This window comes from Ruegeria sp. CH2, assembly GCF_056537065.1.
Map to the genome: position 1 here is coordinate 657,267 of NZ_JBQFQV010000001.1, position 24,911 is coordinate 682,177.

Genomic DNA, 24,911 nt, shown 5'->3' on the forward strand with positions numbered 1-24,911 from the left:
TTAATGCGCGCCTTCATAGGCTTCTTCGCCCTCACCAAGGCTGTCCTTGTCGAGGTATTTTCCAACGCTGTCCGGTCCTTCCACGTATTCCAGATACGACCGGTACAAAAACGCGATGGCGTGCAGGAACACCATGGCCGCAAACGCCACCAGAAGGATCTTGAACAGGAAGTAGGCATTGAACCCGTTGGGGCTGAACCCGATGGTTTCCACGTTCCAGCGCAAGGCGCGGGATTTGGCCACCAGACGGTCCAGCGCGTCACTGGCCGAAGGGTTCGGCACGATCAGGTGACGCCACAGGAAGAACCAGCCGTACATCCAGGTCAGCACCGCCATTGGCATCATGAACAGCAACGCACCGCACATATCGACCACACGCTTGGCGCGGTGGCTGATACCGGCATAGATCAGATCAACGCGCACATGCCCGCCCTGCACAAATGTGTAGGTACAACACAGACAAACAACCATGGCGTTATACAGTTTCAGCTCTTCCGCGAACCAGCTGATATCCATCTGGAACGGTATTCCCAGACCGAAGGACATATCAGGACGGGTAAAGACCCGTTGCATGAATACGATGACGATCTGCTGAATCACCATCAGCAGACCCGCCCAGGCAAAGAACCGCCCGGTGGTGTTTGCAAAACCTTCCAGGCCGCGCACGATGGCCCACATGAAGTTCCGATAATACAACCCGACGGCTGTCAGAACCAAAAAGAAGGTGAACACCACAAAGAAGAACTCGACCGAGCCGCCGTAATAGACAAAGCGCATGATCGACGCCTTGTCAGACCAGTCCAGCCAGAGCTGCGGATGCGTGACCGCATATCCGAAATTATAGAAGGCTTCGGCAATGTTCTGAATGAACCAGACCAGTCCATTCCACAGGGCGCCGAAGAACGAGATACCGTTTTCGTCCTGCATGTTGTCCCCAGGTCGTCTCAGTTGCGCGCAGGCCTATTGTGGCTTGCCCAAGTCCCTTCACGCAACGGGAAAGGCTTCCCCGCAAGGCGCGGGGAAACCGCTTTTTCTTTGATCAGGAAGGCTTAGCCGCGAACACGGTCACGCTGTGCGGTGTAGACACCCGACGACAGGTTGTTCCATGCCGACGAAGCCGCCATCGACGACATCGCGCTGTCGTGGATCTTCTTGAACAGCTCATCGCTCATGTTCTCGTCCAGAACTTCCTGGCTGGCCTTGCCGAACGCATCCCAGACACTGTCGGGGAATTCCAGGACCTTGACGCCACCGGCCTGCAGGCGCTGCAGCGCTGCACCATTGTTGGCCAGGAACTGCGCCAGGTTCCACTGGTGTGCTTCTGCGGCAGCGATCTCGATGATCTTCTGCTGGGCCGGGGTCAGTTCATTGAACACGTCGCGGTTGGTTGCCAGCGACAGACCTGCGCCCGGCTCGTGGAAGCCCGCGGTGTAGTAGGTCTTGGTGATTTCCTGGAAGCCCGCTTTTTCATCGGCCCAGGGTCCGATCCACTCGGTTCCGTCAATCGCGCCGGACGACAGCGCCTGATACACTTCAGAACCGGGGATGTTCTGAACGGACGCGCCCAGTTTGCCCAGTGCTTTACCGCCCAGACCGGGCATACGGAACTTCAGACCATTGAAGTCTTCGGGGCTGTTGATCTCTTTCGAGAACCAGCCGCCCGCCTGCGCACCGGTGTTACCGGCCAAGAAGGACTTCAGGCCAAAGATTTCGCCCAGCTCATCATGCAGCTCCATACCGCCGTCATGATAGTACCAGTTCACCAGTTCCTGTGCGGTCATGCCGAAGGGCACGGCCGTAAAGAACGCATAGCCCGGGTGCTGACCGACAAAGTAATAGTCAGCGGCGTGATACATGTCGGCCTGACCGGACGACACCGCGTCAAACACCTCGAACGCGCCAACCAGTTCGCCTGCCGCTTTGATCTCGACATTCAGGCTGCCATCCGACATCGCGTTGATGCTGTCGGCACAACGCTGCGCGCTGTCAAACACGCCAGCCAGACCACGACCCCACGAGGTCACCATGGTCAGTGTGCGCTGTCCCTGCGCATAGGCCGGAGCCGCCAGAGCGGTTGCTGCAGCTGCCGAGCCGCCCAGCGCGGATTTTTTCAGAAATGAACGACGATCCATATGAGTGTTCCTCCCCTTCATAGTCACGATCCGGCAGAACCGGACCTGTCGCATTCAGTGCGCGTCAGCCTAATGTGAGCGAAGCGAAAGGGAATACCTACTACTGCGTAGAGAATCGATTTCTTTTGGGGATGCGGTGAAATTTCCGAACGAAAACTCCAACAAAAACGGCCCAAATACCGGAATTTCACAGACCAACGCCAATCTTTTTGCATTTTTGCCGCCGCTTGCGTATCGATTCGTCCATGCAAAGACTTCGACATCTGGTCTCGCTGACCTATGCGCAGAAACTGTCGCTGGTGGCCGCAATCCCGCTGGTTGTGGCCGTGGCCGCAATCGCTGTGCTTGTAGCCTATGAGGCACGTGCGACCGCCGAGCGCGAGATCGAAGCCCTGGAGCGCAGCCTGATAGAAGCCAAGAAAGAAGAACTGCGCAACTACGTGACGCAGGCGCGCAATGGTTTTGCCTATATCTATGGCCGCGCTGAACCGGATGACGAGGTATCAAAGAACCTTGTCTCGCAGATACTCTCGGCAATGATCTATGGGCAGGACGGGTTCTTTTTTGTTTACGACTATGATGGCAACAATCTGGTCAGCCCCCGTCAGACACAATTTATCAACCGCAACTGGGAAGGTCTGACCGACAGCGATGGCACGCCCATCGTTGACGAGTTCATTCGCCTCGCCCGTCAGGGGGCCGGGTGGCACAGCTTCATGTGGGAAAAACCCTCGACCGGGGATGAGGCGCAAATGATCGCCTATGTCGTCGGGTTGCAGGACTGGCGCTGGGTCGTGGGTACCGGGGTCTTCATTGACGACATTGTCGCCACGGTCGCCAACGCAAGAGCCGAGGTCGAGGCCCGCGTGCAACGCACCTTCATGTATATCGGCGCCATTGTTGTTGCCGCCGTTCTGATTGTCTTTGCCTCGGGCATGTTGCTGAACATTCGCGAGCGACGGTTGGCGGATGCCAAGCTGAAGGAACTGACGCAACGTGTCTTCGACGCGCAGGAAGAGGAACGCGGCCGGGTTGCCCGCGAACTGCATGATGGCATCAGCCAGATCCTTGTGGGTGTACGCTATGCGCTGGACAATGCGCGCCGCCGTCTGTTGCGCGGCGATGATGCAGGTGCGCGCGATCCGCTGGACAAAGGCATCGACCATCTTCGCACCGCCATCACCGAGGTGCGCCGCATCAGCCGCGACCTGCGCCCCGGCGTGCTGGACGACCTTGGCCTTGGACCTGCGCTGAAGGCTCTGACCGACGATTTTCGCGAACGAACCGGGATCGAGACCGAATTTTCCACCGTCGTTTTCCGAAACCGGCTGGATCAGGACAGCAAGATCGCGCTTTATCGCATCGCACAAGAGGCGCTGACAAATATCGAACGCCACGCGGATGCCTCTTATGTTACGATTGATCTGCGCGGCCACAAGAAAGGCGCAACCATGCGGATCACCGACAATGGCCGTGGGTTGCGCGCAGAATCAGGGACCCCGACCACCGGCATCGGCCTGCGCAACATGCAGGAACGAATTGAACAACTTGACGGATCGCTGCGTATTCTGTCATCACGCGGGCCGCGCGGCGGAACAGTGATCGAGGCCAGTCTGCCGCTGAGCCACCTGTTGCCACCGCAGGAAGACGCAACTCCGAACCGAAAGGCCGGTACATGAGCGCCAAAAACATCCGAGTTCTAATTGTCGACGATCATCCCATGGTGGCCGAGGGCATTCAGTCGATCCTTGAAAGCTACGACGATATCGAAGTGGTTGGAACACTCGGCAGCGGTCAGGCCGCGGTGGATCAGGCGGTTGGCCTCGCCCCGGATGTCATCCTGATGGACCTGAACATGCCTGGCCTCGGTGGTCTCAGCGCCACGGAGATCATTCTGGAACGCCTGCCCGATACGCGCATCCTGATCCTGTCGATGCATGACAGCCCCGAATACATTTCGACCGCGCTCAGCCACGGCGCAAAAGGCTATGTTCTCAAAGATGTCCCAACCGAAGAGATCAAGCAGGCCATCGATGCGGTCATGCGGGGTGAGCAGTATCTGTGCACCGGTGCCAGTGGGTCCCTGAAACCCAAAGGCGACAACGCACGCGAGGCGCTGACAGGGCGCGAGCAAACAATTCTGCTGGAACTGGCGCAGGGCAAATCAAACAAAGAGGTTGCGCAAAAGCTGGATATCTCGGTGCGCACGGTTGAAACGCATCGCAAGAACATCAAGCGCAAACTGGGAATTTCCTCGACTGCCGGGCTGACCCGCTACGCGCTGGAACATGGCATGCTGCAAGGCACCGGGGTCGGTTTCTGATCCTTGCGCAGCGCTGCCCGGCCCAACCAGAGAAGACGCGCCACAGGCGCGTTGACGGCGGGCGGGAGCGTTCACCTCCGGTAGTGCCCCTTCAATCCAGCAACTGATCCTTTCGCAAACCCTCACGCTCATAATGATGCGGCAACACGCGTCCATAAAGCTGCTGCGTCCGTTCGATCCCGCCGCACATGCCTTCGGCCTCGACAAATGAAAAGATACCCACATACCGCCGCCGCGTGCCCTTGACCGGTGCGACCCTGTGCAGAGAATAGCGGCCTTTGAATATCTGCAAGTCCCCAGGTCGCAATTCCAGCCGATGAACACGCGCCGTGTTTCCATCCAGAACCGAAGCGACCTGATCGAAATTCTCATCCTCGGCTGAGCGCAGATTGGGCGCGTATTCGAATGCACCGCCCTGCTCGCCATTCTGGATCGCTAGTGTCACGGTGTAGTTGTTGGTGTCGAAATGCCAGGGAAAGCCCTGCCCCTCTTCCACGACATTGATGATCACGTCCGCCAACGGGTCGTCGTAACGAAAGAAGCGGTCCTCAGGCTCATCCAGCGCATCCCGAATGAAGGGAAGAAATCCGCTAAACTCGTAAATCCTGCGCAAAGGACCGGACTGCGCAAAATTGTCGGCAGGAACAAACGCGTTCGAACGGTCATAGAACCGTCTGATCGGATGGGCGGCGTCGAACCGTGGGTCGTCTTTGGTGAAATAGGCATTTGTACGATTGAAAGACCGGTGTGCATTGGGCGCCACCTCGTCTGCCTCTTGCACCAAAAGCTCGATCCCCTGTGCATGTGCGAAACCCGGTAGAACCGCACATCCGTCCTGTTCCAACTCGCGCCGCAAATCCTCGATCAATCGCCTGTAAGCTGGCGAATCCGGGCGATCGATCGGATATCGTCCCAGATCTACCAGGTCCTGTAACATGCTCCGCCTCCCTCGTTTGCGACCACAAGGTCAGCGTGACCCAGACAAAACACCGGATCATGCCAGTTTCAGACATCGGCCTGACGCATTCAGACCTTCATACTTGTCCCGCCCTCAGGAAAACGACTGCCCTTTTCCCGGAAATTCCCGGCATGCGGCAATCTGCGCAACAAAATTTCGCAAAATACCGCCATTGAGATAGAAAATTGGTGGATTTGCCTGTTGACGCTCCTCCCCCCCGACCATAATGTCCCCTCCAAGCAAAAAGGAGCCTCTGGCGATGAGAACGCTAGTCGTAATCGTAGGAACCACGCGCATGGGCCGGTAACGGTAAACCATAATCGAACCCATGCGCCTCCGAAAATTCGGGGGCTTTTTTTTGTCAAACGCAAGACACATGTCGCGAACGGAGCAAAGCAGATGACACGTGAGATGACCGGCGCAAAGATGGTGGTTCAGGCCCTCAAGGATCAGGGCGTGGACACGGTTTTCGGATACCCCGGTGGCGCCGTCCTACCGATCTATGACGAGATCTTTCTGCAAAACGACATTCGCCACATTCTGGTGCGTCACGAACAGGGTGCGATCCACGCCGCCGAAGGCTATGCGCGGTCGACCGGTAAGCCGGGTGTTGCGCTTGTAACCTCTGGTCCCGGTGCCACAAACGCCGTTACTGGCCTGACTGATGCGTTGCTGGATTCGATTCCGATTGTGGTTCTGACCGGGCAGGTCCCGACCTTCATGATCGGATCGGATGCCTTTCAGGAAGCCGACACCGTTGGCATCACCCGCCCCTGCACCAAGCATAACTGGCTGGTAAAGGACACGAATTCGCTGGCCGAAACGCTGCACGAGGCGTTCCATGTGGCCAAGTCGGGCCGTCCCGGCCCGGTTCTGATCGACATTCCCAAGGATGTGCAGTTTGCCACGGGTGAATACAACAGTCCCAAACCTTCGACCTCGCATTACCAGCCAGTGCTGAAAGGCGATCTGGAGGAAATCAACGAACTTGTTGCAGCCATTGAAAAAGCCAAGAAACCAGTTTTCTACACGGGTGGTGGTGTCATCAACTCTGGCCCCGCAGCCAGCCAGTTGCTGCGCGAGTTGGTGGATTCCACGGGCTTCCCGATCACCTCAACCCTGATGGGTCTGGGTGCCTATCCGGCGTCGGGCGAAAACTGGTTGGGGATGCTGGGGATGCATGGCCTCTACGAGGCGAACCTTGCGATGCATGGCTGTGACCTGATGATCAACATCGGCGCACGGTTCGACGACCGGATCACCGGGCGCATCGACGCGTTCTCTCCAAAGTCGAAGAAAGCCCATATCGATATTGATCCGTCTTCGATCAACAAGGTCATCCGTGTGGACATCCCGATTGTCGGCGACGTGGCGCATGTACTGGAAGACATTCTGAAGGTGTGGAAGTCACGCGGGCGCAAGACCGATGCGGCAGCCGTCAAGAAATGGCAGGCGCAGATCTCTGAATGGCGCAAGATCAACTGTCTGTCCTACACCAACAGCGAAAAGTCGATCAAACCGCAATACGCGCTGCAACGTCTTGAAGAGCTCACGAAAAAGCATGATCGCTATATCACGACCGAGGTTGGGCAGCATCAGATGTGGGCGGCACAATATCTTGGGTTCGAAGATCCCAACCGCTGGATGACATCGGGCGGGTTGGGCACGATGGGCTACGGCTTCCCGGCTTCGATCGGTGTGCAGATGGCACATCCTGACGCGTTGGTAATCAACGTCGCCGGTGAAGCCTCTTGGCTGATGAACATGCAGGAAATGGGCACAGCCGTTCAATACCGCCTGCCGGTCAAGCAGTTCATCCTGAACAACGAACGCCTCGGCATGGTCCGCCAGTGGCAGGAGCTGCTGCATGGCGAGCGCTATTCGCATAGCTGGTCCGAGGCCCTGCCCGATTTCGTCAAACTCGCCGAGGCCTTCGGGGCCAAGGGTATCCTGTGTTCCGACCCCGCCGATCTGGACGATGCGATCATGGAGATGATCAACTACGACGGCCCAGTGATCTTCGACTGTCTGGTCGAAAAGCACGAGAACTGCTTCCCGATGATCCCGTCGGGCAAGGCACATAACGAGATGCTTCTGGGTGAGGCCGAAACGCAGGGCGTGATCGATAGCAAAGGTTCGGTTCTGGTCTGATACCGCCCGAGGATTACCGCCGGGCGACCGTTGCGCCCGGCAAACACAGGATGATGAAAGGGACATAAATGTCTGCCCTACATATCAAAAAAGGCTCCAACCGCCATTCGGCCTATAACCTACGGCCTACCTTCTCGGACGTGCAGGAACGCCATACCATTGCCGTGCTGGTCGAGAACGAACCCGGTGTCCTGGCCCGTGTGATCGGTCTGTTCTCGGGGCGCGGATACAACATCGAAAGCCTGACCGTGGCCGAGGTGGATCACACAGGACACCTGAGCCGCATCACCATTGTCACCACTGGCACACCGCAGGTGATCGAACAGATCAAGGCGCAGCTGGGCCGGATCGTGACTGTCCATGACGTGCATGACCTGACGGTCGAAGGCCCTTCGGTTGAACGCGAACTGGCCATTATCAAAGTCGTGGGTGAAGGCGACAAACGAGTCGAGGCGCTGCGCCTGGCTGACATCTTCCGCGCCAATGTGGTTGACAGCACCCTGAACTCTTTCATCTTCGAGATCACCGGCGCGCCGGACAAGATCGACGCTTTTGCTGACCTGATGCGCCCGCTGGGCCTGATGGAAATCGCCCGTACCGGCGTGGCGGCCCTGCTGCGCGGCGACTGAACAACATGCCCGCCTTGGGGATTATCTTGCCCCCAGGTGGGAACACTATTTGAGGTTGGTGGGCCTTTCAAAAAACGGCCCAAACGCCTTTCTATGCGCTAAATTTGCCATAGAACTGTCTTTTCCAGATAAAGATCAGTCATTTTTAGATAAAGCCTATTGCCATTGCGCTTTATGGCTTTAGCCTTGATGCCGCAACGCGACGTGGGGATACGTTGCTTGGGGTCAATCTGTACGATTTTTCACTGCGCGCCGGGGCTTGGTTCCAGTGCTGCGATGGTTTTTCAGGAATCTCAGCAAGACGTGGGCATCCATGACCAACGACATTCGCAGCCCGGCTGAACTTCGCGCGATGTTTGGCGCGAACCTGCGGCAACTGGCACGAAGGTATCGGTCAGTCTCGGCACTGTGCCGCAAGCTTGGCGTAAATCGCACGCAATTCAACAGGTATCTTTCGGGCGAAAGTGTTCCACGGCCAGATGTTCTGGATCGCATCTGTCGGTTTTTCGACGTGGATGCGCGCATTCTTCTGAAGCCGCTGGACGAAATTGAAAAGGTCGAGGATCACGCCGCGAAAACTGCCTTGACCGAGTTTCTGGGGTCAGGTGTGGACATGATCGCCAGAACTGCGTTTTCTCCGGGGTTTTATGCCGTGATCGAAAGCGTCTCGGCCTCGCACCGTATGACCCTTCTGCACGCCCGGCCACAGGCCCAATGCACATTGATACGCGGATATGTGTCGCGCGCGGCGATGCCTGAGGCAACGCCGCAAGCGCGCGAAATACAAGGGATCGTCGCCTGCACCGGCAGTTCCGTCTATATGCTGACCTCTCAGCGGGAGGGTCAAAACAGTCGCGTTTATATGATTTCACCCGATCCGACGGGAACAGCGGTTCAGTGGCGGGGTACGGTTATCAGCCCCGCCACCCCTGAAGCACCGGAGCCCGTGGTTCTGAAATATCTCGGGCATGATGCAGCTGCAATTTTCGCCGCTGCGCGGCTGTCCACGAACAATCCGGCTCAGCAACTCTGACCTGTTATCTCAGGACGATGTGCCCTCCCCTTCGACTTGGGTGATTTGCCTATACAGGTGCCAACTGGCGTGGCCCAACAGTGGCAGAACCACCAGAAGGCCCAGAAACCAGGGCACCATGGCCAGGAACGTCAGAACAGCGATGATTACCCCCCAGACAAGCATCACCGGAAAGTTTCCGGACACATAGGTAAAGCTTGCAATCATCGCAGTGACAAAATCCAGTTCGCGATCCAACAGCAGTGGGATCGACAAAACGGTGATCATATACAGAACGGTTGCGAAAACCGCCCCAACCACCGTGCCCACAGCCAGCATTGTCAGGCCATTTGCCGTCAGAAAGACTTCAAGCGAGGACGACACGTTTGTCATCGTAGCCAGCCCAAGGAACAGGGCAAAGATCATGTGCCCCAGAAAAAACCAGAACAGAAACACCACGACAATGATGGCACAGATCGACGGCAATTGCCGACGGCTTTGTTGCAGCACGACACCAAAGATCGCGCCAAGGCCCAGCGGTTCGCCCTGTTCCAGCCGGTGCGACACTTCGTAAAGGCCAACAGCGGCAAACGGGCCGATCAACGGAAAGCCAATGGCTGCCAGAACCAGCCAGAAGGTTGTACCGGTCTGGATGGTGACCCATGCCATCGCCCATCCCGCAAGCACGTAGAACCCGGCAAAGATCAACCCGAACTGCGGCGCGTGCCGAAAGTCGGCCCAGGCGCGCTTCAACGCCATGCGCAGCATAGCGGTATCTACCGGGCGCATGTCCGGAACACCAAAAGGCTTTTCCATGTCGTCTTCTCCTCCCTTACCGACGTTATGACATCGCCGGTCTCTTGTTTGGCCAGTCGGTTTCGGCGTGATAAGCCGCTCCGACCGACAGTAATTTGTGATCCGACCCTCTTGGTCCAAACAGTTGAAAGCCCATGGGCAGGCCCTGCACACCAAATCCCGCGGGCGCGGCCAGACAAGGCAAGCCGATCAGGCTGACCGGTACCGTGACATGCATCCAGCGATGATATGTATCCATTGCGCGGTCCGCGATCCGGGTGGGGTATGGTGTTTCAATCCCAAACGGCCAAACCTGTGCGGATGGCAGGACAAGGGCATCAAACTGCTCGAACAGTTCAGCCGCGCGCCGGAACCATTCTGACCGGATTACGCTGGCGTGATGCACGTCCATGGCACTCATCGTCAGACCCCGGTCCAACTCCCACTGGGCAGTGTCTTTCAGATGGTTCCGTCGTTCAGCCAAGGGTTCAAGCCCCGCAGCAACGCTCCAGGACCGCAGGGAGATCCAACTGGTCCATAACCGTTCGGCATCAAAAGGCGGGGCGACATGTTCAACGCGCGCGCCCCGCGCTTCGAACACTTTCATCGCATCCCGGCACAGCTCAAGGATTCCGGCTTCAATTGGAAAGGCCCCGCCCCAATCGCCCAGCCAGCCAATGCGCAACCCGTTCAGATCTGCTGCGTCCACCGGGGAAACCGGCGTACTATCACTGGCCAGCGGCAGGCGCGGATCGGGCCCCGAGATCACATCGAGCAGGATACCCAAATCTTCGGGACTGCGCGCCATCGGCCCCAGCGTGGACAGTTGATGCAGGAAACTGTCACCCACAGGATCAGACGGCACCCTGCCCCAGCTTGGGCGAAAGCCGTAGACGTTGTTCCAGGCTGCCGGGTTGCGCAGGCTGCCCATCATGTCAGACCCGTCGGCCAATGCCACCATACCCGTTGCCAAAGCCACTGCCGCACCACCGGATGAGCCGCCGCAGGTGAAACTGGCATCATACGGGTTGCGCGTTGCACCATAGACCGGGTTGAACGTGTGCGAGCCCAGCCCGAATTCCGGTGTGTTGGTCTTGCCGATCAGGATGGCGCCCGCGGCCCTCATCCTTACGGCAATCAGATCATCCCTGTTAGGAACGACATCCCTGAAAACAGGCGATCCGTGCGACGAGACAATACCTGCCACATTGACCAAATCCTTGACCGCAATTGGCAAGCCGTGCAGCGTGCCAGTGACGGGGCCGCTGTCGCGGGCCTGTGCTTCGGCCATCAGTTCACTCTTGTCCAGCAGCGCCACGATGGCGTTCACGTCACCGTTGACCTTGGCAATACGATCCAGCGTGGCCTGCATGACTTCCGTGGCCGAAACCTGCCGGGTAGCCAGTTGGTTCAGAAGCTCTGTGGCAGATATCCGGGTCAGGTCCATAACACGCCAGTCTGTTGTTGGTCTTCGACAGCCTAGCGAGCGGTTCACCTCATTTAAACCCACTGTTTAGATGTATCTTTTCTTGTCTTACTAACAACAGCATCACAGTGCTTTGCGGTGCAATGGCAGGTTGCTGTCCCGGCCCAGCCAATACCGTAGGCAAACGGCAATGGCCGCGCTACTCAACACCAGCCAGACCCCACCCCACAGCATCGCGGTGCCGCCGAATTCCTCGGCCAGTAGGAACGCGTCCGAGCGCGCGCCGGACCGTCGGATGGTGTCATCAAAGATATCAAACGGGACATAGATCATGCTGGTCAGCCCGATGACGCGCAGCACCAGATCACTGACCTCGTGGCTCATGAACCACGCTGTCGCAATCATTGCGGCCCCGACGCCTGCGCAAAATAACAAGGCGAAAGCATCGCGTATGTACAGCAGTGCGATCAGACACATGATTGCGCCGAAAACAGCCAAAACAGCCTGGTCAACATTTGTCCGCAAGGCGATGATCAAAAGCGCCATGCCAAACACGAGCGAGCCGAGATAGCCGGCGGACAGGCTGAGAAACCTGCTGCCGCCCCGGCCGATCACCATCCCTCCTTGCTGGGGTGAGATCGTGAAACTCTCGACCGAGCCGCCAGTCAGTAGGATTGTCACGGCATGAGACAGCTCATGCAGAAAGACGACCAGAATTTTCAGCGGAACTACAACCGGCGTGTTCCAGAGCGCAAAGACCAGACCGGTGATCAGGATTAGCTGCCAGTGCCCTTTCAGCAGGTCCGGAAAGGAACGCTGGCGTGTCACCTTAGCTGTCGCCCTGCGCCTCGGATCGACTTTTGCCTGACACGTTCAGGGCCAAGGTTGCCGCCATGAATCCGTCCAGGTCCCCGTCCAGAACACCTTTGGTATCCGAGGTTTCGTGATTGGTTCGCAGGTCCTTGACCATCTGATAGGGCTGCAACACGTAAGACCGGATTTGGTTGCCCCAGCCCGCATCGCCCTTAGCCTCGTGCGCCGCGTTGATATCCGCGTTGCGGCGATCCAGTTCCTGCTGGTACAGGCGCGATTTCAGGGCTTTCATGGCAATATCGCGGTTCTGGTGCTGCGACTTTTCCGAACTGGTCACAACAATCCCGGTCGGGATGTGCGTGATCCGAACGGCCGAGTCGGTGGTGTTCACGTGCTGGCCACCAGCCCCCGAAGACCGGTAGGTGTCGATGCGGATATCGGCCGGGTTCACCTCGATCTCGATATTGTCGTCGACCACCGGATAGACCCAGACCGAGCTGAAAGACGTATGGCGTTTTGCCGCCGAGTCATAGGGCGAGATCCGCACCAACCGGTGTACGCCGCTTTCCGATTTTAGCCAGCCATAGGCGTTGTGGCCGGAAATCTTGTAGGCTGCGGATTTGATCCCCGCTTCTTCGCCCGGTGTCTCGGATTGCAGCTCGACCGTGTAACCCTTTTTCTCGGCCCAGCGCACATACATGCGCGCCAGCATCGACGCCCAGTCGCAGCTTTCGGTTCCCCCCGCGCCCGAGTTGATTTCGAGGAAGGTATCATTGCTGTCTGCCTCGCCGTCCAGCAGCGCCTCAAGCTCTTTTTTTGCGGCCTTGGTTTTCAGCGTCTTGATCGCGGCTTCGGCATCCTGAACGACTTCTTGGTCTTCCTCCATCTCGCCCAACTCAATCAGTTCTATATTGTCGCTGAGGTCGGTCTTGATGGATTCATACGTTTCGATTGCATCGACCAGCAACTGCCGTTCGCGCATCAGTTTCTGCGCATTTTCAGGGTTATCCCAAAGGTTGGGGTCTTCGACGCGCGCGTTGAATTCTTCAAGGCGATGCGGCGCGGTTTCATAGTCCATACGCTGCGCCAGCAGCTCCAGTGACTTTTTGATATCCGCCACGATGTTCTGGGTTTCGGCGCGCATGGTCTTGTCCCAACTTGCTCAATCAGGCCTGCGTGATAGCAAGAGGTGCGAGACACCACAAGACAGGCTGGACCTGAATGCAAAACACAGTCGAAGAGTTTCTGGGCAGATGGGATTTGCACTTTCCTGAACTGGTTGCGGACACCGGCCATGCAAGAGTGTGGAAAGTACAGTCCAATTGCGGCCCAGCTGCCTTGAAGCTTTATCGCAGGCAAGATCGCGGGAACGAAAAACCGGGCACAAACTTGTTGGTCGGGTGGCGCGACAGGGGCGCTGTTCGGATTTTGGAAGAGGCGCGGAGCGCCGTACTGATGGAGTGGTTGGATGGACCATCTCTGGGAGATATCGCCCGCGCGGGCAGGCCCGAAGAAGCCGTCAAGACACTTGCGGAAACAGCAGCGTGTTTGCACGCAGGGGACCCGGTCAGCGCCACTGGAATGAAACCCTTGCAACAGGTGTTCGCCCCCTTGGCTGAATGCACCTTTGCGGCCGAGTGCCCTGCCCAACTGCGTAACGCGGTGAAGTCAGCGATTGCACTAAGTGAAGACTTGTTAGACAGCCAACCTTCACCCGTACCTCTTCACGGGGACTTTCATCCAGACAATGTCATTATGACACTATCAGGACCCCGGATCATCGATGCAAAAGGTTATCTAGGCGATCCCGCTTTTGAACTGGCCAACGCGTTGCGACACCCTAAGGGAATGCCGGATCTTGTGCGCCAACCCCTGCAAATCGAAACCTGTCTGTCGGAGTATTCCAAAGCAATGAGTGTTCCACGAATACGGCTGGCTCAATGGGCTGCCGCGAAATGCGCATTGTCCATCTACTGGCGATCTGACGGCCCGATCTGCGGTGACGCAGAAGCTGATCTACTAAACCTGTTTCTGAAAGCGGCCGGTCAGTAAAGCCCGCCGGTGCTCAGGTCCCCTTGGGAAGCTTTCGGACCAACGGTCACGGTCTGGCCCGTCGACGTCTGAACCTGTACACCAGCGCGCTGGACTTCTTCAAACAATGGCAGGTCCGATCCGATGGCAAAACCACCATCATAGACACGGTCGATAAAACCATCGACGCCGTCGCGGAAGAATTCGGCCACGACATAGTCACCGGTGGCATCATCGGGCAGACGGGCCCCGCTGAAGCGGTCGATCTTGATGAAATGACCGCCTCCCGGCACTTCAAACGGACCGCCGCCGTATTTTTCGACCGCTTTTTCCATGAAGCTCTGGAACACAGGGCCACACAGCGTGCCACCATAGGCCCCACGTCCCATCGGACGCGGTCGGTCATAACCGATATAGCAACCGGCCACGATGTTCGACGTAAAGCCGATGAACCACGCATCCTTGGAGTCGTTGGTGGTTCCGGTTTTGCCCGCTGTTGGCACGGGCAGATTCACAACGCTGGATGCCGTCCCGCGATCGACCACACCCTTCATCATCGATGTCAGCTGATAGGCGGTGATCGCATCCATGACCTGCGCGCGATCCGTGACAAGGGTGGGCGATTCATCTGGTTCCAGCCAGGTCGAGTTACAGTCCAGACACTGACGGTCATCGTGGCGATAGATGGTTTTTCCGAACCGGTCTTGAATGCGGTCGACCAGAGTGGGTTCCACACGCTGGCCGCCATTGGCGAACATCGCATAGGCCGCGACCATCTTGTAAAGCGTGGTTTCTTCGGCCCCCAGCGAGTTGGCCAGAAACGCGCCCATCCGGTCATAGACACCGAACCGTTCCGCATAGCCGGCAACGACGGGCATTGTAACTTCCTGCGCCAGACGGATGGTCATCAGGTTCCGCGACTGTTCGATCCCTGTGCGCAAAGGAGTTGGACCGTAGAATTTGTTGGAAGAGTTCTTGGGGCGCCACAGACCCTGCGGCGTGTTCACTTCGATGGGTGCATCGACAACGATGGTCGCGGGGCTGTATCCGCTATCCAGCGCAGCAGCATAGACAAACGGCTTGAACGACGATCCCGGCTGACGCTGTGCCTGTGTGGCCCGGTTGAACACGGTATCCTGATACGAGAACCCGCCCTGCATCGCCAGAACACGACCCGAGTTCACATCCATCGCGACAAAGCCGCCTTGTACCTCGGGCACCTGGCGCGCCGACCACTGCCCATCTTCACCCGCAACGACAAAAATGACGTCACCGCGCTTGAAGTTGGCCGCAAAATCACCCTGCATCCACTTGATGTCCGCGCGCGGGATAGTCCCATCGGCAGGACCTTCTTCGACACCAACGGTCAGTTGCTGGTCGGTCACGCCCAGAACCACGGCGGGATACCAACGGGTTGGCAGAATAACGTCGCGCGGAATTTCCATGGCCGCCAGCGCCTCGCGCCATTGCGCCTCATCCGCCAGTTTTTCTTCCGGGATCACGTCACCTGTTCCGCGCCATTTGCCACGGGAGCGGTCGTATTTCTCAAGCGCCTCGCGCAGGGCCCGTGCGGCCTCAACCTGCATTTCCTCATCCACCGATGCACGCACGGTGAAGCCGCCGGTAAAGAACTCGCCCTCACCAAAATCTTCGCTCAGCTGGCGACGGATTTCATCGGTGAAATAGTCGCGGGGCGGCAGGGCCGTACGGAAGCTTTCAAAATCTCCGTTCTGGACCGAGCGCAGAGGCAACTCGACCTCGGCCTCATAAGTCGCCTGATCGATGTAACCGTTCTGCTGCATCTCGCGTAACACGTAATTGCGGCGGGCCAGAAGGCGCTCTTTTTGCCAAACGGGGTGGTAATCTGACGGCGCTTTGGGCATGGCAGCCAGCATGGCGGCCTCATGCGGGGCCAGTTCCTGGAGGGTCTTGTTGAAATAGGTCTGCGCGGCGGCAGTCACACCGTACGAGTTCTGGCCCAGAAAGATCTCGTTCATATAAAGTTCGAGGATCTGTTCCTTGTCCAATGTATCCTCAAGCCGGGTCGCAAGAATGATTTCCTTGATCTTACGCTCGGCCCGGCGGTCACCGGACAGCAGAAAGTTCTTCATGACCTGCTGCGTAATAGTCGACGCACCGCGAACGGTTTCGCCCTTGGTCCGCACCGCCTCGACCCCGGCGGCAATGATGCCGCGCGGGTCATAGCCCTGATGGTTGTAGAAATTCTTGTCTTCCGCCGAAATAAACGCCTGCTTCACCAGATCCGGGATTTCCTCGGACGGGGTAAACAGGCGGCGTTCCTGCGCGAATTCATCGATCAGCTTGCCTTCACCCGAATAGATCCGGCTGATCGTGGGTGGCTTGTACTGTGCCAGCGACTCGTGGCTGGGCAGATCGCGCCCATACATCCAGAACACCGCACCGATCACCAGCGCGGCCATGAAAATACCCAATGTCACGAGGCTGAAAATCGCCCCGAAAATCGAAAGAATGAACCGGATCACGTTACTGCCTTTTTCTCGCGGTGCCGCCTATATAGTGATGCGCCGCCCAAGGGTCAAAACACCGAGCGTATTCTAGCCGTTTTGCGCCGCAAGGTCACTGGCCAATAAGGGATTTGCGGATCACATCCTGCTGGCGCCAATCTTCAAGCCCCCGATGAATTCCCAGCGCCATTCTCGCCCGCCAATCAGGATCATTGAGGTTCTTCAGGTCTCTGGGGCTGGACAGAAATCCAAGCTCGACCAGAACCGACGGGATGTCCGCCGCCTTGAGTACTGAAAAAGACGCAGTACGCAGGGGTTTGCCGTTCATCGGCCCCCCTTGTTGTGCCAGACCGTTTGCAATGGCCTTGGCCAGCGCGCTTGTGCGTGGCATCGTTTCCTGACGGGCCATGTCCAGCAGAACATCCGTGATCTGATCATCTGCCCCGTTCAGATCGACACCGGAAATCAAATCCCCGCGGTCGTGCCGTTCCGCCAGCTTCGCACTGGCCACATCCGAGGCATCGTTGGACAGGGTATAAACCACCGCACCATGCGCCCGCCCTTCGGACAGGGAATCAGCGTGCAGCGAAATGAACAGGTCCGCACCGGCCCGGTGCGCCAGCGCAATTCGGCGCTCCAACGAGACGAACTGATCGTCGACCCGTGTCAAAACCACCTCGTACCCGCCTGATCTTAGAAGGATTTCGCGCAGCTCACGCGCGAAAGTCAGCATCAGGGTTTTTTCATCAATCGCGTCAGTCTCGGCCCCCGGATCAATGCCTCCGTGGCCCGGATCCAGCATGACACGCAAGGGTCGGTCGGCACTGCGCACCGCGGCTTGCGGCACATCCGCCGGTTCCGGCAAGTCCCAGCCCGGGTTTCGCGGCGCACCTGCCGAGGCGTTGAAAGCATCGAAATCCGTCCCCTTGAGGTCGAGCGACAGCAATGCGGCCCCCGAATCCTCTGCCACCGACATTTCTGCTTTCGTCACTGCCATCGGCGCCCCCAGCTCCAGCACCAGACGTGACCAGCCCGAGACATAGGCACCGAACTTCACGCCGCTGATGCGATCGGATTGCAGGAAATCTTCGCTGCTCAGCCCGGCCCAATCCACTTCGTTGAAGTCCAGAACCATACGGTAGGGATCCTGCAAGGTGAAAATCCTGTAGGGAACGCCCTGACTGAGGGCGATGTCCACCCGAACACCGGTACGCCCGACATCCGTAATACGGCTCTGGTCAGGCTGGACACGCGCCAACGCGCTGAAATCCTGCGCAATGGCACCACCAGCCAACGCCCAGAACAGCGCAATGCTTAAGAAGATCCTGCTCATGGCCTCAAGTTTTCCCGAGATCGTTTGTCGGGCACCCTATACCACAACGGGCGGTTTGTGAACGGCTCAGGCCCGTTCCGTGACAGCACCGCGCCGGATCATAAACAGGCGCAAACGCTCAAGCCCTTCCTGAATGTCAGAGGTCGCGCGCGCATAGGAAAAACGCAATGTGGTATGGCCGCGCTGCGGGTCAAAATCCAGCCCGGGTGTCACAGCCACACCGGCCTGTTCCAGAATCTCGGCCGCAAATGCGCGGCTGTCATCGGTCAGATCAGACACATCGGCATAGACATAAAACGCCCCGTCGGGCGGCGCGATGTTCGAAAACCCGGCCTTGGGCAGCCCGTCCAGCATCAGCGCGCGATTGCGGCGGTACACGTCCAGATTGGCTTGCAATTCGTCGTCGCAGTCCATGGCAGCCAGCGCTGCGACCTGACTGGCGTGGGGGGCGCAGATGAACATGTTCTGAGCGATACGTTCGACCACGCGCACCTGATCCTCGGGCACCACCATCCAGCCTACGCGCCATCCGGTCATCGAAAAGTATTTCGAGAATGAGTTGATCACATAGCATTCATCTGTCAGTTCCAGCGCCGTCACGGCCTTGGCTTCGTATTCCAGCCCGTGGTAAATCTCGTCACTGATGAATGACGCGCCCTGCCCATGAGCCGCCTCGATCAAGGCACCCATGGCGGCGCGATCCAACATCGTACCGGTCGGGTTTGCGGGTGAAGCCACCATCAGCCCTTTCAGGTCCATTCCCTGAATATCTGCTGCGACGGGCTGCAACCTGTTTTCCGGCGCGGTCGGCAGGTCGACCGGGACCAGACCCAGCGCCTTCAGGATCTGGCGATAGGACGGATAGCCGGGCGCCCCGATACCGACACGGTCGCCACTGTCGAACAAAGCGGTAAAGGTCAGCAGGAATCCGCCGGACGAGCCAGGAGTGATCACCACCCGCTCGGGGTTCAGGTCGACATTGTACCAATCGCCGTAAAGCCGGGCGATCCGCTGCCTCAGGGCGGGCAGACCCAGGGCAACCGTATAGCCCAGCGGGCCTTGCTCCATCGCTGCGGCCAAAGCTTCGGTCGCACCCTTGGGCGCGCCGGTTCCGGGCTGGCCGACTTCCATGTGGATCACGTGGCGACCTGCCTCTTCGGCCTTGCGTGCCGCCTCCATCACATCCATCACGATGAAGGGATCGACCCCGGACCGGGTTGAGTTTCTCATGCCCATCTCCCATGTTGCAGTCATGGCTTTTGAGCGCGTATCCCGGTTGGCGTCAATCCCGGCCTTGATGGTTGCCGTTGTCGTCTGGCTGGCGGCAGCGGTGCAATCGCACGCGCAAAGCCTGATCCGCGACCCAGATATCGAACATGGCCTGCGTGAACTGGCCTTTCCGGTGTTGCGGGCTGCGGGGCTGAACACGAACCGGGTTCAGATTCTGGTCGTAAACGACAACACGTTCAATGCATTCGTCATCGACTACAACGCGATTTACGTGAACTACGGGCTGATTCTGACCGTCGAAAGCCCCGAGATGTTGCAGGCTGTCATCGCCCACGAGGCCGCACATATCTCGAATGGTCATCTGGCACGACGGGCTGAGAACCTGAAAGCGGCGCAGCGCAACGCCAGCCTCGGCACGGCTTTGGCCCTGCTGGCAGCTGCGGCGGGTGGGGGCGAGGCCGCCATCGGGATCGCTGCTGGCACCCAAGGCGCAGCAATTCGCGGTTTTCTGGGTCACACCCGCGCAGAAGAGGCATCCGCCGACCGCAGTGCGGCAAGTTACCTGCGATGGGCCGAAATCTCGCCCAGCGGGATGGTGGAACTGCACCGGAAGTTCGCCGGTCAGGAACTGCTGAGTGTCGCCAATCAGGACCCCTATATGCGATCACACCCGACAAGCCGTGACCGCCTGCGTGCCGCCGAGGCGTTCCTGGATGAGTTTGGCGACCGAGCCGTTCCAAACCCCAATGCGGACTACTGGTTTGCGCGGGTCAAAGGCAAGCTTTCGGCCTTTCTGCGGTCGCCCAGTTGGACCTTGCGGCGCGCTGGCGAAGAATCCTACCGAGACATCCGCCTGATGCGAGAGGCTTCGGCCTATCATCAGAACCGCGATCTGTTCCGCGCCCGTGCCGCAATTGACGCAGCACTTGCCGAACGTCCTGATGACCCGTTCTATTACGATCTGAAGGGGCAAATACTGTTGGAAAACAGACGTGTAAGCGAGGCTGTTAAAGCTTATGCTAGCGCTGTTGAAATGGCCCCGAACAATGCGTTGATCCTTGCGAGCTACGGGCGTGCCCTGCTGGCGCAGGGGGAAACGAAACAGGCATTGAACGCACTGGAACAGGCGCGCGCGCGCGATTTTCGTAACGCGCGCCTGATGCAGGATCTGGGTGTGGCTTATGCGCAGGTCGGAAATAACGGCATGGCTTCGACCGTGACGGCAGAACGCTATGCGCTGCAAGGTCGGATGGAGGATGCCGGAATTCACGCGAAACGGGCTGTAGGACAGTTGCCCGAAGGCTCTCCGGGTTGGCAAAGGGCACAAGACGTGCTGATTGCCTCAGAACGACTCAAGAAAGATAAAAGGAAACGGAAATGATCCTCAGACATGCTGCACCTGCCCTTCTGGGGCTTTCCATGGCGGCGACCTCGGCACAGGCGCTGGACCTGAACGCGATGAATGATGCCGAAAAGGCAGAGTTTGGTGCTCAGGTACGCGAATACCTGCTGGAGAACCCCGAAGTCATTATCGAGGCAATCAATATACTCGAACAGCGAAACGCAGTGGCCGAAGCGGCCGCCGACAAAGAACTGGTCGCCGCCAATGCGGCCGAACTGTTCGACGATGGCTATAGCTGGGTCGGCGGCAACCCGGATGGCGATATCACGCTGGTCGAATTCATGGACTACCGCTGCGGCTATTGCCGCCGTGCGGTGCCCGAAGTGGCAAACCTGCTGGCCAGCGACGGCAATATCCGGTTTGTGATCAAAGAGCTGCCAATTCTGGGCGACGCATCTGTTTTGTCCTCGCGCTTTGCCGTGGCCACCAAACACGTCGCTGGTGGTGACGCCTATAAACAGGTTCACGATGCCCTGATGGCCTTCAACGGCGAACCGTCCGAAGTTACCCTGCGCCGCATCTCTGACGGGCTGGGCCTGGACAGCGACGCGATCATCGCCGCGATGGACAGCGACAGCGTCACGGATGAGATCAGCCGCACCCGTGCCCTGGCGCAACGGATGCAGATTTCGGGCACGCCCTCATTCGTGCTGGGAACCGAGTTGCTGCGCGGCTATCTGCCCGCCGATCAGATGCAGCAAATTGCAGATGGCGTTCGCGCGGAACAGGGTTGATTGGTATTGGGGGCGGCACAGCTGCCCCCAGACAAAAAAGACGAACTGATCGCTGACCTCAGCCGTCTGCCGGTTCCACGGCCCGTTGATAGAGATGCCACGTTGTATGGCCAAGGATCGGCAAGGTGAAGATCAAGCCCATAAACGCCGGAACCATCGACAATAACATTGTGACCGAGATGATCGCTGCCCAGCCGAGCATGACCACAGGGCTTTCCGAGACGACGCGTAAGGACGTCAACATGGCTGAAACGAAATTGGTTTCCCGGTCCAGAAGCATGGGCATGGCGACGACAGTTACCGAAAACAGGACAGCCGACAGAAACGCTCCGACACAGGTACCGATTGCAAGGAATGTCCACCCCTGCGGAGTGAACAAGATGATGTTCAAGAATCCATCAAAATCCGAAAAGGATGAGTTCTGCAGGATGATCGCAAGCCAAAGCCGGACCTGGTAAACCCAAACCCAGAAAATGAACAGTGTGACAAAGGCCATCCAGCCCATTTCGCGCTTGCGTTGATCGGCCATGACAGTGATGATTTCATACCAGCCAAATTCCTCTCCCTTCTGTAACCGCCGGGACATCTCATATAGTCCTGCAGCGGCGAAAGGCGCGACCAGAGGAAATCCAACAATCGCTGGAATGATCATCCAGATCTTGCCAAGCCAGACCAAGCTCCAGACCATCAGGATTCCAAAAGCCGCATAGAAAAGCCCGAAGAAACCGCTCATGAAGGGGCGCGCCAGAAAGTCGGAAAACCCAGCTTTCAGCGACGCCTTTATATCATCCGAAGTAACCCGAATGACATTTGGCATGGCCTGTTGGTCTGGCGTCAGGTTCTCAGGTGGCGTAGGGCCTGCGGTCTTGGATGTCATGACACACTCCTCCCAAAGCATGGGTCCGCGCGGGTCTGTTTACCAACAGAACCAGCGGCGAAACAGGCATCGTTCAGTCACGAAACAAGTTTGCAACAGCTCAGGCATCAGGGCAAGGGATGAGTAAGGTCGCTATGCCTGCCTTACCGACACAGCCAACCCCACACTACTCTGCGGCTTCCGCAGCCGCATCCAGTTCCGCGGCTTTCTTTTCGACCTGTTCCACGATGTGGTCGATCATCTGATCGTTGGACATCTTGTGGCTGGCCTTGCCTGCCAGATAGACCATCCCGGACCCGGCCCCGCCACCGGTAAACCCGACATCGGTCATCAACGCCTCGCCCGGCCCGTTGACCACGCAGCCGATGATCGACAGGCTCATCGGTGTCTTGATGTGTTCCAGACGGCGTTCCAGCGCCTCGACGGTCTTGATGACGTCAAACCCCTGCCGTGCGCAGGACGGGCATGAGATGATGTTGACGCCCCGGTGGCGCAGACCAAGGGACTTGAGGATTTCAAAGCCAACCTTCACCTCTTCCACCGGATCGGCAGACAGGCTGACGCGGATCGTGTCGCCGATCCCCATCCACAGCAGGTTGCCCAACCCGATGGCAGATTTGATGGTGCCGGACACCAGTCCGCCCGCCTCGGTGATACCCAGATGGATGGGCGCATCAGTGGCTTCGGCTATGCCCTGATATGCGGCGGCGGACAGGAAAACGTCGCTGGCCTTCACACTGATTTTGAACTCATGAAAATCATTGTCCTGAAGGATGCGGATATGTTCCAACCCGCTTTCGACCATCGCTTCGGGGCACGGTTCGCCATATTTCTCAAGCAGGTGCTTTTCCAGACTGCCCGCATTCACGCCAATGCGGATCGAGCAATTGTGGTCGCGCGCGGCCTGAATGACTTCTTTCACCCGGCGTTCATCGCCGATGTTGCCGGGATTGATGCGCAGACAGGCAGCGCCTGCCTCGGCCGCTTCGATACCACGACGATAGTGAAAATGGATGTCCGCAACGATGGGCACCGGGCTTTCGCGCACGATCTCTTTCAATGCCTTAGCCGACGCCTCATCGGGGACTGAAACGCGCACGATATCCGCGCCAGCTTCGGCTGCGGCCTGAACCTGCGCCACTGTTGCCGCCACATCGGTGGTCAGGGTGTTGGTCATGGTCTGAACAGCGATCGGGGCATCGCCGCCAACAGGGACGTTGCCGACCATGATTTGACGGGATTTACGACGATAAATGTCGCGCCAGGGGCGCACGTGATTAAGGGACATAAGGACGGATCCGCGTCTGCCTGAGTTGCGACAGTAGATAGTCCGGCACAGGGGTTACCGCAATGGCAAGATCACTCGGCGGGCGCTTCTGTCGCCGCGGTTTGCAGTTCAGCCACCAGCTGCTTGAGCGCGCTGTTCTGATCCGCCTCAAGATCGGCAACGGCATAAACTTCCGAAACTGCGTCTTTCGAAAGGATCACCCCTTTGGCAACCGTGCCGGGTGCCCCTGCCGGGCCATAGTGCTCGCCGTTCATCGAGAAATAAACCGATCCCGACGCCCCTGCCCGCAACAGCGGCGGTTCTTCTGTCAGAGGAACCTCAAAGACACTGCCTTGCTCGACCGTTCCAAGCGTCCCTTCGAAAATGACACTGCCATCTGCCGCCGTTACCCGCATCCAAGAAGGATCGACAGCAACGATTTTCAGCATGGTATCAACCTGTTCCACGACCTGAGGCAAAGCTGGTCGTTCAACCGTGTGCACTTCGGCAACTTCGAACTGCGGCAGGCTTGGCGGGCGGAAGGTTCCGACATCGCGCGGATCAAGGGTCGAAATCGGCGCATCGCGGGCAACCAGAACCGGAACATCCAACGCCTGCGGACGATAAAGGCGGTCCAGTGCCTCGGTATTCGCCGCAGCAACCACATCATCGACAACGCCGCCGCGCACGGCATCCAGCGGATCAAGGTCGGACAGCACCACAGGCGCTTGTTCGACCGGGCTGACCTGCACCTGCTGGATCTTGTTCAGAACGGCCCACCCGCCATAGCCGATGCCGCCAATTACCGCCAACAGCACCAGCGACGAGCCGATGGCGCGCGGTTCAATCTGACTGACCAGAGATTCCTTGCCCGGAATGTACGGCGTATTGGGCGAGATGAAGGGATCGCGCCCCATTGGCCCACGCGCCGGAAGCGCGCCGGTCGGCTTTCGCACCACCGAAGCCTCGGCCGACATGCCATGCGCGACCGAAAAACCGCTTTCCGCGCAGAAAGTCGAGAATGTTTCATCCGGGTTCATTCCCAGATAACGCGCATAAGAACGCACATACCCGGCGATAAAGCCGGGCGTGTCAAAGGCGTCGGGATCCGCGTTTTCGATGGCAGCAATGTAGTTGGCTTTGATCCTCAACTCGCGCTGAACATCCAACAGGGATTTGCCCATGGTTGCGCGTTCGCCGCGCATCTTGTCACCAAGGCGTACCTCGTAGTCATCAAACCCTTTGGGTCTGACATCTACGTCCTCATCAGATTCGCGCTGTGATCTGCGCCCAATCATTCCTGCTGCCCCAT

General features: G+C 58.3%; 22 protein-coding genes. 8 read left to right on the top strand and 14 right to left on the bottom strand.

Annotated features, from left to right (window positions below; genetic code table 11):
- Nucleotides 1–927, bottom strand: a complete 927-nt coding sequence (locus tag ACR0M9_RS03275; protein ID WP_209503644.1) for a TRAP transporter small permease subunit — start codon at nt 925–927, stop codon at nt 1–3.
- 122 nt (nt 928–1,049) lie between these two features.
- Nucleotides 1,050–2,132, bottom strand: coding sequence for a TRAP transporter substrate-binding protein (locus tag ACR0M9_RS03280; RefSeq protein ID WP_209503643.1), 1,083 nt, complete (start codon nt 2,130–2,132; stop codon nt 1,050–1,052).
- 245 nt (nt 2,133–2,377) lie between these two features.
- Here ACR0M9_RS03280 and ACR0M9_RS03285 point away from each other — a divergent pair, with 245 nt between their 5' ends.
- Nucleotides 2,378–3,811: a cache domain-containing protein gene (locus ACR0M9_RS03285; RefSeq protein WP_209503642.1), complete on the top strand. Its 1,434-nt coding sequence runs from the start codon at nt 2,378–2,380 to the stop codon at nt 3,809–3,811.
- Nucleotides 3,808–4,455, top strand: a complete 648-nt coding sequence (locus ACR0M9_RS03290; protein WP_267363844.1) for a response regulator transcription factor — start codon at nt 3,808–3,810, stop codon at nt 4,453–4,455. The genes ACR0M9_RS03285 and ACR0M9_RS03290 overlap by 4 nt, the downstream gene beginning before the upstream one ends.
- Nucleotides 4,456–4,546: 91 nt before the next feature.
- Here ACR0M9_RS03290 and ACR0M9_RS03295 read toward each other — a convergent pair whose 3' ends face one another.
- A complete protein-coding gene (locus ACR0M9_RS03295; protein ID WP_267363842.1) occupies nt 4,547–5,392 on the bottom strand; it encodes a HalD/BesD family halogenase in 846 nt (281 codons plus the stop codon).
- A 114-nt stretch (nt 5,393–5,506) separates the two neighbouring features.
- Nucleotides 5,507–5,743, bottom strand: coding sequence for a hypothetical protein (locus ACR0M9_RS03300; protein ID WP_480528328.1), 237 nt, complete (start codon nt 5,741–5,743; stop codon nt 5,507–5,509).
- 69 nt (nt 5,744–5,812) lie between these two features.
- Between ACR0M9_RS03300 and ACR0M9_RS03305 the strand changes: the two genes are divergently transcribed.
- From ACR0M9_RS03305 to ACR0M9_RS03315, 3 genes are all read left to right on the top strand, one after another.
- Complete coding sequence (locus tag ACR0M9_RS03305) at nt 5,813–7,564, top strand: acetolactate synthase 3 large subunit (protein WP_480772832.1); 1,752 nt, start codon at nt 5,813–5,815, stop codon at nt 7,562–7,564.
- Nucleotides 7,565–7,632: 68 nt separating this feature from the next.
- Nucleotides 7,633–8,193 (top strand): acetolactate synthase small subunit, encoded by a 561-nt coding sequence (gene ilvN / locus ACR0M9_RS03310; protein ID WP_209503637.1) that lies wholly within the window; start codon nt 7,633–7,635, stop codon nt 8,191–8,193.
- Between the two features lie 313 nt (nt 8,194–8,506).
- A complete protein-coding gene (locus ACR0M9_RS03315) occupies nt 8,507–9,226 on the top strand; it encodes a helix-turn-helix domain-containing protein (RefSeq protein WP_480772833.1) in 720 nt (239 codons plus the stop codon).
- A gap of 9 nt (nt 9,227–9,235) precedes the next feature.
- Here ACR0M9_RS03315 and ACR0M9_RS03320 read toward each other — a convergent pair whose 3' ends face one another.
- The 4 genes from ACR0M9_RS03320 to prfB all read right to left on the bottom strand — a co-directional run bounded on the left by ACR0M9_RS03320 (nt 9,236) and on the right by prfB (nt 13,383).
- Nucleotides 9,236–10,021, bottom strand: a complete 786-nt coding sequence (locus ACR0M9_RS03320) for a DUF2189 domain-containing protein (protein ID WP_480772834.1) — start codon at nt 10,019–10,021, stop codon at nt 9,236–9,238.
- 25 nt (nt 10,022–10,046) lie between these two features.
- Nucleotides 10,047–11,447 (bottom strand): amidase, encoded by a 1,401-nt coding sequence (locus ACR0M9_RS03325; RefSeq protein WP_480772835.1) that lies wholly within the window; start codon nt 11,445–11,447, stop codon nt 10,047–10,049.
- 102 nt (nt 11,448–11,549) lie between these two features.
- On the bottom strand, nt 11,550–12,254 hold the full coding sequence (locus ACR0M9_RS03330; RefSeq protein ID WP_480772836.1) for a M50 family metallopeptidase: 705 nt from the start codon (nt 12,252–12,254) through the stop codon (nt 11,550–11,552).
- A gap of 1 nt (nt 12,255) precedes the next feature.
- Entirely contained in the window at nt 12,256–13,383 is a 1,128-nt protein-coding gene (prfB, locus tag ACR0M9_RS03335) for a peptide chain release factor 2 (protein WP_209503633.1), read from the bottom strand.
- A 77-nt stretch (nt 13,384–13,460) separates the two neighbouring features.
- Between prfB and ACR0M9_RS03340 the strand changes: the two genes are divergently transcribed.
- Nucleotides 13,461–14,291: an aminoglycoside phosphotransferase family protein gene (locus ACR0M9_RS03340; RefSeq protein ID WP_480504794.1), complete on the top strand. Its 831-nt coding sequence runs from the start codon at nt 13,461–13,463 to the stop codon at nt 14,289–14,291.
- On the opposite strand, the gene ACR0M9_RS03345 is transcribed toward ACR0M9_RS03340, so the two are convergent.
- From ACR0M9_RS03345 to ACR0M9_RS03355, 3 genes are all read right to left on the bottom strand, one after another.
- A complete protein-coding gene (locus tag ACR0M9_RS03345) occupies nt 14,285–16,774 on the bottom strand; it encodes a penicillin-binding protein 1A (protein WP_480772837.1) in 2,490 nt (829 codons plus the stop codon). The genes ACR0M9_RS03340 and ACR0M9_RS03345 overlap by 7 nt on opposite strands.
- A 94-nt stretch (nt 16,775–16,868) precedes the next feature.
- The gene (locus ACR0M9_RS03350) at nt 16,869–18,089 is read right to left on the bottom strand and encodes an N-acetylmuramoyl-L-alanine amidase (protein ID WP_480772838.1); all 1,221 of its coding nucleotides are present in this window, start codon (nt 18,087–18,089) and stop codon (nt 16,869–16,871) included.
- A gap of 66 nt (nt 18,090–18,155) precedes the next feature.
- On the bottom strand, nt 18,156–19,319 hold the full coding sequence (locus ACR0M9_RS03355) for a pyridoxal phosphate-dependent aminotransferase (protein WP_480772839.1): 1,164 nt from the start codon (nt 19,317–19,319) through the stop codon (nt 18,156–18,158).
- Here ACR0M9_RS03355 and ACR0M9_RS03360 point away from each other — a divergent pair.
- Both ACR0M9_RS03360 and ACR0M9_RS03365 read left to right on the top strand, forming a co-directional pair.
- Complete coding sequence (locus ACR0M9_RS03360) at nt 19,318–20,700, top strand: M48 family metalloprotease (protein WP_480772840.1); 1,383 nt, start codon at nt 19,318–19,320, stop codon at nt 20,698–20,700. The two genes, ACR0M9_RS03355 and ACR0M9_RS03360, sit on opposite strands and share 2 nt — an antisense overlap.
- On the top strand, nt 20,697–21,455 hold the full coding sequence (locus ACR0M9_RS03365) for a DsbA family protein (protein WP_480558133.1): 759 nt from the start codon (nt 20,697–20,699) through the stop codon (nt 21,453–21,455). The genes ACR0M9_RS03360 and ACR0M9_RS03365 overlap by 4 nt, the downstream gene beginning before the upstream one ends.
- A 58-nt stretch (nt 21,456–21,513) precedes the next feature.
- On the opposite strand, the gene ACR0M9_RS03370 is transcribed toward ACR0M9_RS03365, so the two are convergent.
- The 3 genes from ACR0M9_RS03370 to ACR0M9_RS03380 form a co-directional block, all read right to left on the bottom strand.
- The gene (locus ACR0M9_RS03370; protein ID WP_480772841.1) at nt 21,514–22,332 is read right to left on the bottom strand and encodes a DUF2189 domain-containing protein; all 819 of its coding nucleotides are present in this window, start codon (nt 22,330–22,332) and stop codon (nt 21,514–21,516) included.
- A gap of 166 nt (nt 22,333–22,498) precedes the next feature.
- Nucleotides 22,499–23,620: a flavodoxin-dependent (E)-4-hydroxy-3-methylbut-2-enyl-diphosphate synthase gene (gene ispG, locus ACR0M9_RS03375; protein ID WP_209503626.1), complete on the bottom strand. Its 1,122-nt coding sequence runs from the start codon at nt 23,618–23,620 to the stop codon at nt 22,499–22,501.
- 71 nt (nt 23,621–23,691) lie between these two features.
- Nucleotides 23,692–24,897 carry a helix-turn-helix domain-containing protein gene (locus ACR0M9_RS03380; protein ID WP_480772842.1) on the bottom strand — a complete coding sequence of 402 codons (1,206 nt, stop codon included), beginning with the start codon at nt 24,895–24,897 and terminating at the stop codon, nt 23,692–23,694.
- Nucleotides 24,898–24,911 lie beyond the last annotated feature (14 nt).

Excerpts from the sequence above, each read along its gene's own strand:
- ACR0M9_RS03275 (WP_209503644.1), bottom strand. The coding sequence starts at position 927 with ATGCAGGACGAAAACGGTATCTCGTTCTTCGGCGCCCTGTGGAATGGA.
- ACR0M9_RS03280 (WP_209503643.1), bottom strand. The coding sequence starts at position 2,132 with ATGGATCGTCGTTCATTTCTGAAAAAATCCGCGCTGGGCGGCTCGGCA.
- ACR0M9_RS03285 (WP_209503642.1), top strand. The coding sequence starts at position 2,378 with ATGCAAAGACTTCGACATCTGGTCTCGCTGACCTATGCGCAGAAACTG.
- ACR0M9_RS03290 (WP_267363844.1), top strand. The coding sequence starts at position 3,808 with ATGAGCGCCAAAAACATCCGAGTTCTAATTGTCGACGATCATCCCATG.
- ACR0M9_RS03295 (WP_267363842.1), bottom strand. The coding sequence starts at position 5,392 with ATGTTACAGGACCTGGTAGATCTGGGACGATATCCGATCGATCGCCCG.
- ACR0M9_RS03300 (WP_480528328.1), bottom strand. The coding sequence starts at position 5,743 with ATGGGTTCGATTATGGTTTACCGTTACCGGCCCATGCGCGTGGTTCCT.
- ACR0M9_RS03305 (WP_480772832.1), top strand. The coding sequence starts at position 5,813 with ATGACACGTGAGATGACCGGCGCAAAGATGGTGGTTCAGGCCCTCAAG.
- ilvN (WP_209503637.1), top strand. The coding sequence starts at position 7,633 with ATGTCTGCCCTACATATCAAAAAAGGCTCCAACCGCCATTCGGCCTAT.
- ACR0M9_RS03315 (WP_480772833.1), top strand. The coding sequence starts at position 8,507 with ATGACCAACGACATTCGCAGCCCGGCTGAACTTCGCGCGATGTTTGGC.
- ACR0M9_RS03320 (WP_480772834.1), bottom strand. The coding sequence starts at position 10,021 with ATGGAAAAGCCTTTTGGTGTTCCGGACATGCGCCCGGTAGATACCGCT.
- ACR0M9_RS03325 (WP_480772835.1), bottom strand. The coding sequence starts at position 11,447 with ATGGACCTGACCCGGATATCTGCCACAGAGCTTCTGAACCAACTGGCT.
- prfB (WP_209503633.1), bottom strand. The coding sequence starts at position 13,383 with ATGCGCGCCGAAACCCAGAACATCGTGGCGGATATCAAAAAGTCACTG.
- ACR0M9_RS03340 (WP_480504794.1), top strand. The coding sequence starts at position 13,461 with ATGCAAAACACAGTCGAAGAGTTTCTGGGCAGATGGGATTTGCACTTT.
- ACR0M9_RS03350 (WP_480772838.1), bottom strand. The coding sequence starts at position 18,089 with ATGAGCAGGATCTTCTTAAGCATTGCGCTGTTCTGGGCGTTGGCTGGT.
- ACR0M9_RS03360 (WP_480772840.1), top strand. The coding sequence starts at position 19,318 with ATGCCCATCTCCCATGTTGCAGTCATGGCTTTTGAGCGCGTATCCCGG.
- ACR0M9_RS03355 (WP_480772839.1), bottom strand. The coding sequence starts at position 19,319 with ATGAGAAACTCAACCCGGTCCGGGGTCGATCCCTTCATCGTGATGGAT.
- ACR0M9_RS03365 (WP_480558133.1), top strand. The coding sequence starts at position 20,697 with ATGATCCTCAGACATGCTGCACCTGCCCTTCTGGGGCTTTCCATGGCG.
- ACR0M9_RS03370 (WP_480772841.1), bottom strand. The coding sequence starts at position 22,332 with ATGACATCCAAGACCGCAGGCCCTACGCCACCTGAGAACCTGACGCCA.
- ispG (WP_209503626.1), bottom strand. The coding sequence starts at position 23,620 with ATGTCCCTTAATCACGTGCGCCCCTGGCGCGACATTTATCGTCGTAAA.
- ACR0M9_RS03380 (WP_480772842.1), bottom strand. The coding sequence starts at position 24,897 with ATGATTGGGCGCAGATCACAGCGCGAATCTGATGAGGACGTAGATGTC.